Annotated in this window: 11 protein-coding genes and 1 other RNA gene; 6 read left to right on the top strand and 6 right to left on the bottom strand. The window is 68.4% G+C overall.

All coding sequences use genetic code 11. The annotated features are described in order from the left end of the window. Nucleotides 1-72: 72 nt before the first annotated feature. Nucleotides 73-999 carry a LysR family transcriptional regulator gene (locus tag ASC70_RS19060; protein ID WP_056053273.1) on the top strand — a complete coding sequence of 309 codons (927 nt, stop codon included), beginning with the start codon at nucleotides 73-75 and terminating at the stop codon, nucleotides 997-999. A 116-nt stretch (nucleotides 1,000-1,115) separates the two neighbouring features. On the opposite strand, the gene ASC70_RS19055 is transcribed toward ASC70_RS19060, so the two are convergent. Both ASC70_RS19055 and ASC70_RS19050 read right to left on the bottom strand, forming a co-directional pair. Further along, on the bottom strand, nucleotides 1,116-2,162 hold the full coding sequence (locus ASC70_RS19055; protein ID WP_056053269.1) for an aspartate-semialdehyde dehydrogenase: 1,047 nt from the start codon (nucleotides 2,160-2,162) through the stop codon (nucleotides 1,116-1,118). 451 nt (nucleotides 2,163-2,613) lie between these two features. After that, nucleotides 2,614-3,282 (bottom strand): glutathione S-transferase family protein, encoded by a 669-nt coding sequence (locus ASC70_RS19050; protein ID WP_056053266.1) that lies wholly within the window; start codon nucleotides 3,280-3,282, stop codon nucleotides 2,614-2,616. Between the two features lie 142 nt (nucleotides 3,283-3,424). On the opposite strand from ASC70_RS19050, the gene ASC70_RS19045 reads away from it, so the two are divergent. Further along, on the top strand, nucleotides 3,425-4,462 hold the full coding sequence (locus ASC70_RS19045) for a ribonucleotide-diphosphate reductase subunit beta (protein ID WP_056053263.1): 1,038 nt from the start codon (nucleotides 3,425-3,427) through the stop codon (nucleotides 4,460-4,462). Nucleotides 4,463-4,536: 74 nt separating this feature from the next. On the opposite strand, the gene ASC70_RS19040 is transcribed toward ASC70_RS19045, so the two are convergent. Further along, the gene (locus ASC70_RS19040; protein ID WP_156396264.1) at nucleotides 4,537-5,241 is read right to left on the bottom strand and encodes a hypothetical protein; all 705 of its coding nucleotides are present in this window, start codon (nucleotides 5,239-5,241) and stop codon (nucleotides 4,537-4,539) included. Nucleotides 5,242-5,388: 147 nt separating this feature from the next. Between ASC70_RS19040 and ASC70_RS19035 the strand changes: the two genes are divergently transcribed. Together ASC70_RS19035 and ASC70_RS19030 are read left to right on the top strand one after the other, a co-directional pair. Further along, the gene (locus tag ASC70_RS19035) at nucleotides 5,389-6,117 is read left to right on the top strand and encodes a hypothetical protein (RefSeq protein ID WP_056053259.1); all 729 of its coding nucleotides are present in this window, start codon (nucleotides 5,389-5,391) and stop codon (nucleotides 6,115-6,117) included. Nucleotides 6,118-6,170: 53 nt separating this feature from the next. Then, nucleotides 6,171-7,043, top strand: coding sequence for a 2-dehydropantoate 2-reductase (locus ASC70_RS19030; protein ID WP_056053257.1), 873 nt, complete (start codon nucleotides 6,171-6,173; stop codon nucleotides 7,041-7,043). Between the two features lies 1 nt (nucleotide 7,044). Here ASC70_RS19030 and ASC70_RS19025 read toward each other — a convergent pair whose 3' ends face one another. Continuing rightward, nucleotides 7,045-7,479: a DUF6491 family protein gene (locus ASC70_RS19025; protein ID WP_056053255.1), complete on the bottom strand. Its 435-nt coding sequence runs from the start codon at nucleotides 7,477-7,479 to the stop codon at nucleotides 7,045-7,047. A 152-nt stretch (nucleotides 7,480-7,631) separates the two neighbouring features. Next, entirely contained in the window at nucleotides 7,632-8,882 is a 1,251-nt protein-coding gene (locus tag ASC70_RS19020) for a dicarboxylate/amino acid:cation symporter (protein ID WP_056053252.1), read from the bottom strand. Nucleotides 8,883-9,205: 323 nt separating this feature from the next. Between ASC70_RS19020 and ASC70_RS19015 the strand changes: the two genes are divergently transcribed. Further along, complete coding sequence (locus ASC70_RS19015) at nucleotides 9,206-10,660, top strand: AMP nucleosidase (protein ID WP_056053249.1); 1,455 nt, start codon at nucleotides 9,206-9,208, stop codon at nucleotides 10,658-10,660. 129 nt (nucleotides 10,661-10,789) lie between these two features. On the opposite strand, the gene nudC is transcribed toward ASC70_RS19015, so the two are convergent. After that, a complete protein-coding gene (gene nudC, locus ASC70_RS19010; protein WP_056053247.1) occupies nucleotides 10,790-11,728 on the bottom strand; it encodes an NAD(+) diphosphatase in 939 nt (312 codons plus the stop codon). Nucleotides 11,729-11,821: 93 nt separating this feature from the next. Here nudC and ffs point away from each other — a divergent pair. After that, an RNA gene (ffs, locus tag ASC70_RS24595) (signal recognition particle sRNA small type) lies at nucleotides 11,822-11,919 on the top strand. Nucleotides 11,920-11,929 lie beyond the last annotated feature (10 nt).

Genomic DNA, 11,929 nt, shown 5'->3' with positions numbered 1-11,929 from the left:
CCGTCAGATGGCGCCTTGGCCTTCGATGAATTAGATTGCGTTCAGGAACTTCACTTGTGACTTGGGGGCACGATGGCGCGCGCGGACATCAATCGCTCCGGCGAGATGGAGGTCTTCGCCCGGGTGGTCGAGGAGGGCGGCTTCACCGCCGCCGCCAGAGCCCTGTCGATGACCCCGTCGGCGGTCAGCAAGCTGGTGGCGCGGCTGGAGGCCCGGCTGGGCTCGCGGCTGGTCAACCGCTCGACCCGCAAGCTGCAGCTGACCGCCGAGGGCCTGACCTTCCACGAGCGCGCCTTGCGGGTGCTGGCCGACCTGGACGAGGCCGAGCGGGCGGTCAGCGCCTGCGCCGTGCCGCGCGGGCGGTTGCGGATCAATTCCAATGTGCCGTTCGGCCTGCACCATCTGCTGCCGCTGGTCCCTAAGTTCATGGAGCAGCACCCGCAGGTGCAGGTCGACGTCACCCTGACCGATCAGGTGATCGACCTCCTGGACGAGCGAGCAGAGCTGGCCATCCGGGTCGGGCCGCTGCGGCCCTCGCAGCTGGTGGCGAAAAAGCTGGGCGACAGCCGCATGGCCCTGGTCGCCTCGCCCGACTATCTGGCGCGGCGCGGGACGCCGGAGCATCCCGACGATCTGGCGGCCCACGACCTGGTGGTGTTCAACTTCGCCCGCCATTGCGACGAGTGGCCGTTCAAGCTGGGCGGCGAGCGCGTCTTCTACCCCGCCCACGGCCGGGCCATGGTCGGCGATGGCGAGAGCGCGGCTCGGCTGGCCATGGCGGGGCAGGGGATCACCCGGCTGTCGATGTTCCACATCGCGGGCGACATCGCCGCCGGTCGGCTGGTCCCGGTGCTGGAGGCGTTCAATTCCGGCGACGTCGAAACGATCAGCGCCGTCTATGTGGGACATGCGGGGCCGCTGCCGGCCCGAGTGCGGGCGTTCATCGACTTCCTGGCGGCGGAGGTCGATGTGGACTGGCCGATGGGGCGGTCCGTATAAACTGTCATCCCGGCCAAGCGCGTAGCGCGCCGAGCCGGGACCGCGGCAAGCTTGGCGCTTCCGGCGGTCCCGGCTCTCCGCTTCGCTGCGGCCGGGATGACATGGATTTTTGAGCGCTAATCCCCCAGCATCACCTCGGCGATCTGCACCGCGTTCAGCGCCGCGCCCTTGCGCAGGTTGTCGCCGACGACGAACAGCGCCAGGCCATGCGCCACCGTCGGATCAGGCCGCAGCCGGCCGACGAACACCGGATCCTGGCCGGTCGCCGCTAGCGGGTTGGGGACCTCCTCCAGCACCACGCCCGGCGCGGCGGCCAGCAGGGCCGCAGCCTCGGCGACCGAGATCGGGCGCTCGAACTCGGCGTTGATCGACAGCGAGTGACCGGTGAACACCGGCACGCGGACGCAGGTGCCGGAGACCGGCAGGCCGGGGATCTCGAGGATCTTGCGGCTCTCGTCGCGCAGCTTGACCTCTTCCTCGGTGTAGCCGTCCTCGACCACGACATAGTTCAACGGCACGACGTTGTAGGCCAAGGGCACGGCCCACTTGACCGGGGCGGGCAGGGGCGCGGCGTCGGGCGACTGGGCCAGGCCGTCCAGGTCGCCGGCGCCGCCCGCGCGAAGCTGGCTGGCCAGCACGTCGATGCCCGCCACCCCGGCGCCCGACGCGGCCTGGTAGGTGCTGACGGTCAGGCGCTTCAGGCCGGCGCGATCGTGCAGGGGCTTCAGCACCGGCATGGCGGCCATGGTGGTGCAGTTGGGGTTGGCGACGATGCCCTTGGGAATGTTGGCCAGGGCGTGCGGATTGACCTCGGCCACCACCAGCGGCACGTCGGGGTCCGAGCGCCAGGCCGACGAGTTGTCGATCACCACCGCCCCGGCCGCCGCCGCGCGCGGGGCCAGTTCCAGCGACGTGCCGCCGCCGGCCGAGAAGAACACGATGTCCAGGCCGGCGAAGTCGGCGGTCGAGGCGTCCTCGACCACGACCTGCGTTCCCTTGAAGTCGACCTTGGTCCCGGCCGAACGGGCCGAGGCGAACAGGCGAAGCTCGGCCAGCGGGAAGTCCCGCTCGGCCAGCAGCTCGCGCATCATGCCGCCGACCAGGCCGGTGGCGCCGACGACGCCGACGCGGGGCGGGTTGGCTCGGGAAAACTTGAAGCTCACGGGTCTACGTCTCCTGAAAGTGCGGAGGCGCGGGCGTGTCAGATCTCGTGAAGTGAGAGCCGGCCCCGCGCATCGGCGGGGCTGGTGGGATGCTCGCTAGTTCGCGCACACACCCGACCACGCCCCGCCGAGGCGGGTCGTTTTCGGGGTAATAATCGTGGTGGCGCGAAACTGCATCGGCGGGGTTCTTAGCGGCGAAGCTGGGCGGCGTAAAGGGTGGTTTGGAGGATGGGGTTGCGGCGGGGGCGGGCTGGGACGTCTGGCGGGGCAAGAATGTGCCGTGGGCAGCGCCCCCAACTTCCGACCTCCCCGGCGAACGCCGGGGCCCAGATCGAACCCACGAGCAGCCTTGCTTGGCCCCGCCGCCCGATCGCGAACACTCCAACCGCTTAGGCTGAATCTGGGCCCCGGCGTTCGCCGGGGAGGTCGGGCGGCGACCCGCCGCAAGCCTTCACCCCTGCTGCCCCAGCCGCTCCCACCCGTCAAAGAACGGGAACCTCTGCGCCCAAAACCCCGCCAGCCGCGGATCCGCATCCACCCGCCGCACCACCTCCGCCATCCGCGGCGCGACCTCGTAGAACCGCACCCGCCGCGGCCCCCAGCGGCTGACCACCGTGACGTAGAGGTCCAGCACCGTCAGCTGATCCCCCAGCAGGTACAGCCCCGGGCTTACCTGGCTCTCCATCATCGCCCAGCAGTCCAGGATCCGCTCGGCCGTCGCCGCCTTGATCCGGGCCTGGACCTCGGGGTCATCCCCGCCCAGCCGCGACGGCTGGTCCCGCACCCAGAACAGCGAATAGATCGAGGCCGGGATGAAGGTCATCCAGCGCAGGAACTGGGCCCGTTCGGGGGCGTCCACGGCCGGGCCCAGCCGCGCCTCGGGGAATTTGTCGGCCAGCCAGATCAGGATGGCGGCGCTCTCGGTGATGGTCTCGCCGGCGGGGGTGACCAGGGCCGGGATCTGCTTCAGCGGGTTGACGACGGCGACCTTGGCCTGCTCGGCCTCGCCCTCCCAGGTCGGCGCCTCGACCACCTCATAGGGCAGGCCGATCAAGGACATAGCGGCCTCGACGGGCACGCCGCCGGAGCCCAGGGCGCTGAAAATCCGGTACGAACTCATGGTCAAGCTTCCTGACTTATCCACACGCACTCACAACATCTTGTGTGGCTGCGACACCGGGACCACTAGATGAACCCGAAGGCTTTGGTAGGGTGAAAGCCATCTTATCGCCGCTCCACGATTCTTGCCTCCAGGGTTCGCCATGTCCGCCAAGCTGATCACCACGCCCGGCCTCCTGACCCCCTCTGGCGCCTACAAGCCGTTCCGCTACCCGTGGGCCTACGACTTCTGGAAGAAGCAGCAGCAGGTCCACTGGATGCCGGAAGAGGTGCCGCTGGGCGAGGACCTCAAGGACTGGGCCGTCAAGCTGAACGACAAGGAACGGAACCTGCTGACGCAGATCTTCCGCTTCTTCACGCAGTCGGACATCGAGGTGGCCGACAACTACATGGAGCGCTACGGCCGGGTGTTCAAACCGACCGAAGTGAAGATGATGCTGTCGTCGTTCGCCAATATGGAGACCATCCATATCGCGGCCTACGCGCTGCTGCTCGAGACCATCGGCATGCCGGAAAGCGAGTTCGGCGCGTTCATGGAATACCAGGCCATGCGCGACAAGCACGACTTCATGCAGAAGTTCGGCGTCGAGACCAATGCCGACATCGCCCGCACCCTGGCCATGTTCGGCGGCTTCACCGAAGGCCTGCAGCTGTTCGCCTCGTTCGCGATGCTGATGAACTTCCCGCGCTTCAACAAGATGAAGGGCATGGGCCAGATCGTCTCGTGGTCGATCCGCGACGAGAGCCTGCACTGCGAAGGCATCATCAAGCTGTACCATGCCTTCAACGCCGAGACGAAGTGCGTGACCAAGGCCGTGGCCGACGACATCGTCGACTGCTGCAAAACCGTGGTCGGCATGGAGGACAACTTCATCGACCTGGCCTTCGAGGCCGGCGAGATCCAGGGCATGACCCCGGACGACATCAAGAAGTACATCCGCTTCATCGCCGACTGGCGCCTGCGCCAGCTGCACCTGCCGGAAGTATACGGCGTCAAGGAAAACCCGCTGCCCTGGCTGCAGTCGCTGCTGTCTGGTGTCGAGCACGCCAACTTCTTCGAGGCCCGGGCGACCGAATATTCGAAGGCCGCGACCAAGGGTCAGTGGCACGGCGCCGAGGGCGTGTGGACCAGCTTCGACCAGATGATGACCAAGCGCAGCGAGACCGTGTCTGCGGAATAAAACCCTCCAAAGGGGCGTTAGGTGAGGGGCGGGACCGGGAGGTTTCGCCCTTCGTCGTTTCGGAGGGGCGGGTTTCAGGGGGCCGGAACGAAGCGGTCCTTGTCGCCGCGCGCCTGGCCGGGGACGAAGCGCCAAGCGCCGGGACGGGTGACGAACCGCTCGAGCAGCGCCTGGGCGGCGGCCTGGCGGCGCGGGACGGGGACGTCGAGGTCGGCATCCAGCTCGAACCCCTCGAACGGCGCGTCGTGGATCTCGGCCTCGAAGCGATGCCGGAAATCCTCCTCGCCGGCGTAGAACAGCGCGATCCGGCCGCGCCAGCGGATGTCGAACAGGCCGGGCGAAGAACCCTGCGCGAAGCTGATCCGGTGCTCGGCGACCGCGTCGTGGCCAAGCAGATAGACCTGGAACGGCTGGTCGCCGGGAGACCAGCCGGGCGGCAGGTCGGCGACAGGATCCAGGTCGAAGACTTGGCCGATCAGGTCGCGCGGGTCGAACCGCCGGAACGGCGGACGGTCCAGCCGGACCAACTGGTCGTTCAGATAGCCCCACGCGGTGTTCGACAGCGTGCAGTCGCCGAAGTTTTCCCACACGTCGGGCGAGGTCCAGTCGGCGTTGTCGCCAGTGTCCGTCCCCGGCCCTTCGGCGGCGTAGTCCCGGGTCTTCAGGTGCAGCAGCAGGCCGACGCCATGGCGGGCGTCCAGCGCCGCGCTCAGCGAAAAGGCGGCCAGCGCGTGGCCCTGCGGCCAGGGGTTGCCGGGAAAGCGGATGCGTCCTTGCACGCGGCGCATCTTGCCGAGATCGCCAGGGTGATCAAGCGGCGGAGGCGGGCACCAATCTTGGCCGTGCCCGCCCTTATGGAGCCTCGCTTCCGACACAACTGAAACCTCACCTTCCACAAGCACAGGTTGGGGGCCGTGGGGCGGGCGATGAGGGCGTATCGACGACGGAAGAGCCGGTTCGGTTGGATCGGGGGCCTGTCCCTGGTCCTGCACGCGATCGTTCTCGCCTGGCTGGCCTGGCCGACGGCGCCGGACTTCCTGGCCCCCGGCCCCGATCTTCCCCTGATGTCGGTCGAGCTGGTCAGTCCCGCGCGTCCGAACCCCAGCGTGACGCGGTCCTCGCCGACGCCCGCCGCCCGTCCGGCCGTGGACCGAGCGCCGGAGCGCGGGTCGGAAGCGATCGAACCTTCCCCATTCCCGCCCGTGAGCGCGGTCGAGGCCGTCCCGGGCGGATCGGGGACGCCGGTGGCGGGAGGTCCCGCCGCGCCGGCCAACCTCGGCGCAGCGCTTCGCGCCGGCGCTGGCTGCACGCGGACGACCTTCCGGTCGCGCCAGGAGCGCGAGGCTTGCGAAGAAAAGCTGGGGCGGCTGGATCCCTCCGGGCCGCGCTACGACGCGCCGATGGATCCGGGCAAGCGGGCCTATTTCGACGACGTCGCCGCGGCGGGAGCGGCGGGACGGAGCTATGGCGATCCGAAGCCAGGGGGCGCGGCCCCGGATGGCGACTACTTCCGGGTCCTGAACTGCTCGATCAAGTTCGGCGGTGGGCGAAAGTCGAAGGACCGGCAGGGAGAGGTGCGCCTGGGCCGCACGCCGTGCGCCATTCCCTTGCAGGGCAATTTCTTCGCGCCGGAAGCCAGCGTTCGAAAGCGCTAGAAGCCGCCGCGAAGCCGCTCTAGGACAGGCTGGACACAGTCGGGAGCTTCAGCATGACGACCATAGCGGTGATCGGCCCGGGCGCCGTCGGCGGAACCGTGGCGGCCTGGCTGGCTCAGAACTCCGAGCACGCTGTCACCGTCTGCGTCCGCACGCCCTTCGAGACCCTGGCGGTCGAGACGCCCGAGGGGCCGATCACGGCGACCCCGCGCGTGGCGACTTCGCCCGAAGGCCTCTCGCCCGTCGATTGGGTGCTGGTCGCGACCAAGACCTACGACACGGACGGGACCCTGGCTTGGTTGGACGCGCTCGTGGGGCCACGGACCCGTGTCGCGATCCTGCGCAACGGCGTCGAGCACACGGTCCCGTTCGAAGGCAAGATCGCGGCCGAGGCGCTGGTCCCGGCGGTGGTCGACATCCCGGCCGAGCGCTCGGCCCCCGGGCGGGTGCTGCAGCGGCTCAACGGCTGGATCAAGGTCCCGGCGGGCGAGGCCGGCGAAGCCTTCGCGGCCCTGTTCGCCCAGACGCCGATCGAGCTGCTGGTCGTCGAGGACTTCACGACCGAGGCCTGGAAGAAGCTGGCCCTCAACTGCGCCGGAGCGGTCAACGCCCTGGTGCTGAAGACCGCCATCGTCGCCCATGACGAGGGCGCGGCTGAGGTCATGCGGACGTTGGTGCGCGAGTGCGTGGCGGTGGGGCGGGCCGAGGGCGCGGACCTGTCCGACGACCTGGCCGACCAGGTGGTCGCCGGCTATCGGCGCCAGGTCCCGGAATCGATGAACTCGCTGCACGCCGACCGCGCGGCCGGGCGGCCGATGGAGCTGGACGCCCGCAACGGCGTCATCGTCCGCAAGGGCGCGGCGCACGGGATCGCCACGCCGGCCAATGCGATGATCGTCGCCCTGCTGAACGCCGCGGCGCTCTAGCCTACGGCTGGTACTTCTTCGGCAGAGCCTTGATCTCGTCCGGCGTCAGCTTGGTGATGGTCTTGGCGCGGATCGGGATCGCGAAGCCCATGCCGTCCGAAACCCGCAGGTCCAGGTCCAGCGGGTGGCAGATGCTGTCGGGGCCGCGGACGACCGAGACCAGGTGGGTGCCGGGCCAGGTCAGCTGGTTGGAGCCATAGGCCAGGTCGACGCGATAGACGTCGCGACCGCGCACCTTCATGTACAGGGTGTTCTTGTCCGGCGCGGTCCAGCCGCGCCAGTCCGACAGGTAGAAGCACTGGCGGATCGGCTTGATGGCCTTGCCGGCCGTTTGAGCGGAGGCGTCGCCCTGGGCCGCCGAAGCGGCCGAGGCGCCCAGGCCGGCGATGGCGAGCCCGATCAGCGCGGCGCGCGTGACGCGGGTGAGCTTGCTCATGGCGTGATCGTCCTAAAAAGTCCCTCGGATCAAGAGATTGGTCCTCTCCTGAAGCTTGTCAAGTTTTTACTGTACATTTGAAACTGTACACGAAAACGGCCCGCCTCCGGGTGGGAGGCGGGCCGTCTTGAAGGCGTTGCCGTGTAAGGCTTCTAGGCCTTGGCGGGCTCGACCGTCTCGATCGGGTCCAGCTCGCCCTCCCACTTGGCGACCACGGCGGCGGCGACGCTGTTGCCGACGACGTTGGTGGCGCTGCGGCCCATGTCCAGCAGGTGATCGACGCCCAGGACCAGGGCGATCCAGGCCTCGGGCAGGCCGAAATAGGTGAGGGTGGCCATGATCACCACCAGCGAGGCGCGCGGCACGCCGGCCATGCCCTTGGAGGTGACCATCAGCAGCAGCAGCATCGAGGCCTGCTGCTCGAACGACAGGTGGACGCCGTGCACCGCCGTGATGAACAGGGTGGCGAACGTGCAGTACATCATCGAGCCGTCGAGATTGAACGAATAGCCCAGCGGCAAGACGAAGCTGACGATCTTGCGGCGCACGCCCACGGTCGGCAGGCCATCCAGCAGGCGCGGATAGGCCGCTTCCGAGCTGGCGGTCGAGAAGGCCAGCAGAACCGGGGTGCGGATGAAGGCGAACAGCTTCAGGGCCCGCTTGCCCAGGAACGCCAGGGCGGCCAGGAACAGCAGCAGCCACAGCACGCCCAGGCCGGCGTAGAACGAGCCGATGAAGCGGGCGTAGACGCCCAGGATCGACAGGCCTTCCTTGGCGACGGTGTTGACCAGGGCGCCGAAGATGGCCAGCGGGGCCAGGGCCATCACGAAACCGGTCACCTTCAGCATGATCGAGGCCGCCTGCTCGGTGACCTGCAGCACCATCGGCGCCTTGTTGTCGAGGGTGGCGACGGCCGTGCCGACGAAGATCGAGAAGACGACGATCTGCAGGATCTCGTTCTTCGACATGGCTTCGAACAGCGAGGCCGGGATCAGGTGGTCGATGAAGCTCTTGACCGTGAAGGCGCCCGCGGCCGACGGCGGTGCGCCGGCTTCGGCGACCTCCTTCAGCACCACGCCGTGGGCGGGGTCCAGCAGGTGGAACATGCCGATGCCGATCAGCAGCGACAGGATCGAGGCGACCAGGAACCAGCCGATCGCCTTGACGCCCACGCGCCCGACGGCGGCGGCGTCCTCCATGTGGGCGATGCCGGCCACCAGGGTCGTGAAAACCAGCGGCGCGATGATCATCTTGATCAGGCGCAGGAAGATGTAGGGCAGCAGCGAGGCCAGCTCGGCGGCCTTCTTGGCGCCGGCCGGGTCGAGGTACTGGTTGCACCCCCAGCCCACCGCGACGCCCAGCACCATGGCCAGGACGATCAGAAAGGCGAAGCGTTTGTTCATTGGAGTCCCCCTGGCGCCCCACCCTGTTCGTGAGAAAGGTGGCGTCGACGGTCTTGTTCTGGTTTCCGGAAGAAACGACGCGCGAGAACGCCCGCGCCGCCATTCGCTCCTTCCTTGAGCATTTCAGCCCTTGTGGCCGACGAACGCGGGTTCGTCCATGCCCTTGAGGCCTCCGGCGCGGCTTGGCGCGCGCCAAGCCGGATAAACAGGCTCACCCTGCGGCGGCGGGAGGCCGTCCGGTTTTCTCCCTCGATAAGTAATAAATCATTCTCACGGGCGGGCCGATGTCTCGCCAATGTCGCGAAACATCGCTATAAGGCGCCATGTCAAACCAAGAAAAAGCAATCGCCGTCGTCGAACGGCTCAATGACGAATACGAACGCGCCGTCGGCGCTCTTCGGACCGCCCTCAAGGCCTATCTGGAACACGGAACCCGCCCCGACCCGCAACAGCGGTTCGACGGGACCTTCGCCTATCCCGAGCTGCGCCTGACCTATGACCCGGAAGCCCTGCCGCCCAAGCTGGCCCGCTCCTACGCCCGCGTCAGCCGCCCAGGCGTCTACGCCACCACGGTGACCAAGCCTGCCCAGTTCAAGGACTACCTGGTCGAACAGCTGACCCTGCTGATGGACGACTTCGACGTCGAGGTCGAGGTCGAGCGCTCGCGCCAGGAGATCCCGTACCCCTATGTGCTGGACGCCACGATCGACCTGAACCAGGCCGACGTCCGCAGCGAGGACATCGCCCGCTTCTTCCCGACCACCGACCTGGCCTTCATCGGCGACGAGATTGCCGACGGGGTCTGGAACCCGGCCCTGGAAGAGGAGCGCCCGCTGTCGCTGTTCGACGGCCTGCGCACCGACTTCTCGCTGGCCCGCCTGAAGCACTACACCGGCGCCCCGGCCGAGGACGTGCAGCAGTTCATCCTGTTCACCAACTATCACCGCTATGTCGACGAGTTCGTCCGCTGGGGCATCGAGCAGCTGAAGGCTCCGGACAGCCCCTACACGGCCTTGTCGTGCTCGGGCGGGCTGAGCATCACCGCCAACACGGCCAATCCCGAGCTGGCGGTGGCGGAGTCGACCTGGCGCAAGCACCAGATGCCGGCCTACCACCTGATGGCTCCCGGCGGCTCGGGCGTGACCCTGGTCAATATCGGCGTCGGCCCGTCCAACGCCAAGACGATCTGCGACCACCTGGCCGTGCTGCGTCCGCAGGCCTGGTTGATGATCGGTCACTGCGGCGGGCTGCGCGACACCCAGACCATCGGCGACTACGTCCTGGCCCACGCCTATCTGCGCGACGACCACGTGCTTGACGCGGTGCTGCCGCCCGAGATCCCGGTGCCCTCGATCGCCGAGGTGCAGCGCGCCCTCTACGACGCGGCCAAGGCGATCAGCGGCGACAGCGGCGACCAGCTGAAGCGCCGCCTGCGCACCGGCACCGTGGTCACCACCGACGACCGCAACTGGGAACTGCGCCACAGCCTCTCGGCCCTGCGCTTCAACCAGAGCCGGGCCGTGGCCATCGACATGGAGTCGGCGACCATCTCGGCCCAGGGCTATCGCTTCCGGGTGCCGTACGGGACGCTGCTGTGCGTGTCCGACAAGCCGCTGCACGGCGAGATCAAGCTGCCCGGCCAGGCCAACGCCTTCTACGAGCGGGCGATCAGTCAGCACCTGCAGATCGGCATCATGGCCTGCAAGCTGCTGCACGCCGAGGGGCCGAACCTGCACTCGCGGAAACTGCGGGCGTTCGACGAGCCGCCGTTCAGATAAGCGGCCGACTCAGCAGGCCCCCACCTGACCTGCTGCGCAGGTCGTCCGCCCCCGCAGGGGGCGGAAGGGTGCGCCCTTCTTCCCCCTGCGGGGGAGGAGGGCCGAAGGCCCGGAGGGGGCCTGTATTCGCTACCCCTCCGCCCAGGCCTTGATCAGCTGGTGCGCGATGGCAAGAGGCGGTGGCATGAACAGGCCGTCCAGCTCGCCCTTGAGCAGCAGGGCGGCTTCTTCCTTGCTGAACCAGCGCACCTCTTCCAGCTCGGTCTGGTCGGGCGCGGCGTCGGCGCTGTCGACGTCGGCCATCAGACCCATCATCAGCGACGAGGGCCAAGGCCAGGGCTGGCTGGAGTGATAGCGGACGGCGGTGGCGTTCAGGCCCGCCTCTTCCTTCAGCTCGCGGGCGCAGGCCTCCTCGATCGTCTCGCCGGGCTCGAGGAAGCCGGCCAGGGCCGAGAACATCCCCTTGGGCCAGGCGGCCTGGCGACCCAGCAGGCACTTGTCGTCGTGGACGGCCAGCATGATCACCACCGGGTCGGTGCGCGGGAAGTGCTCGGCCTCGCAAGCCGGGCAGATGCGCTTCCAGCCGCCATCGGCGACCTCGCTCTTCTGGCCGCAGGTGCTGCACCAGCGATGGCGGCGCCGCCATTCGAACATCGACTTGGCGGTGGCCAGGATCCCCGCGTCGGCCGGCGGCATGGTCGCGGCCACGCCACGCAGCTCCTCGAACCGGCCCAGGCCCTGCAGCGGCCCCTCGGCGGGGTCGGCCGCGCCCTCGATATCGACGGCGAAGACCGCGATATCCTTCCACAGGCCCAGGAACAGCAGCTTCTCGCTGCCGCCCGCCAGGTCCTGGGCCATGTCGGCGCGCAGATAGGCGATCTGGACGCCGGAGGGCTGGCCGTCCTCGCCGAGGATGTCCTCGACCAGCGGCTTGCCGTTCCAGAGAGCGACGGCCAGCGACTCGGGGTCGGCCAGTTTTTCCGCCAGCCACGACTCGTCGCCGCGTCGCTCGCTGGCGCGGTTCAACGGGTTGCCGGCGAAGGTGTTGGTGATGATCGACAGAGGCATTTTGTTTCTCTAGCGCGGGCGTGATCGCTCGTCACGACGTCGCGGATGCGTCATGCGCCTTGCATCCGTCGCGATGAGTCGCGATATAGGCCTCGGAGACCGGCGCGGACGGAGTCCTCGCCAACCTGGTCAGGGCCGAGAGGCAGCAGCCACAACGAGATCAGCTCTGGGTCGCTGTCCGGTCTCCACCTTCCCCTCTTT

Origin of the sequence: Caulobacter sp. Root343, from assembly GCF_001425745.1 — a bacterium.
Taxonomy (GTDB): domain Bacteria; phylum Pseudomonadota; class Alphaproteobacteria; order Caulobacterales; family Caulobacteraceae; genus Caulobacter.
Note: the sequence above shows the minus strand (reverse complement) of the source record. Positions and strands in the feature narration are given on the sequence as shown.

Excerpts from the sequence above, each read along its gene's own strand:
- ASC70_RS19060 (WP_056053273.1), top strand. The coding sequence starts at position 73 with ATGGCGCGCGCGGACATCAATCGCTCCGGCGAGATGGAGGTCTTCGCC.
- ASC70_RS19050 (WP_056053266.1), bottom strand. The coding sequence starts at position 3,282 with ATGAGTTCGTACCGGATTTTCAGCGCCCTGGGCTCCGGCGGCGTGCCC.
- ASC70_RS19045 (WP_056053263.1), top strand. The coding sequence starts at position 3,425 with ATGTCCGCCAAGCTGATCACCACGCCCGGCCTCCTGACCCCCTCTGGC.
- ASC70_RS19035 (WP_056053259.1), top strand. The coding sequence starts at position 5,389 with ATGAGGGCGTATCGACGACGGAAGAGCCGGTTCGGTTGGATCGGGGGC.
- ASC70_RS19030 (WP_056053257.1), top strand. The coding sequence starts at position 6,171 with ATGACGACCATAGCGGTGATCGGCCCGGGCGCCGTCGGCGGAACCGTG.
- ASC70_RS19025 (WP_056053255.1), bottom strand. The coding sequence starts at position 7,479 with ATGAGCAAGCTCACCCGCGTCACGCGCGCCGCGCTGATCGGGCTCGCC.
- ASC70_RS19020 (WP_056053252.1), bottom strand. The coding sequence starts at position 8,882 with ATGAACAAACGCTTCGCCTTTCTGATCGTCCTGGCCATGGTGCTGGGC.
- ASC70_RS19015 (WP_056053249.1), top strand. The coding sequence starts at position 9,206 with ATGTCAAACCAAGAAAAAGCAATCGCCGTCGTCGAACGGCTCAATGAC.
- nudC (WP_056053247.1), bottom strand. The coding sequence starts at position 11,728 with ATGCCTCTGTCGATCATCACCAACACCTTCGCCGGCAACCCGTTGAAC.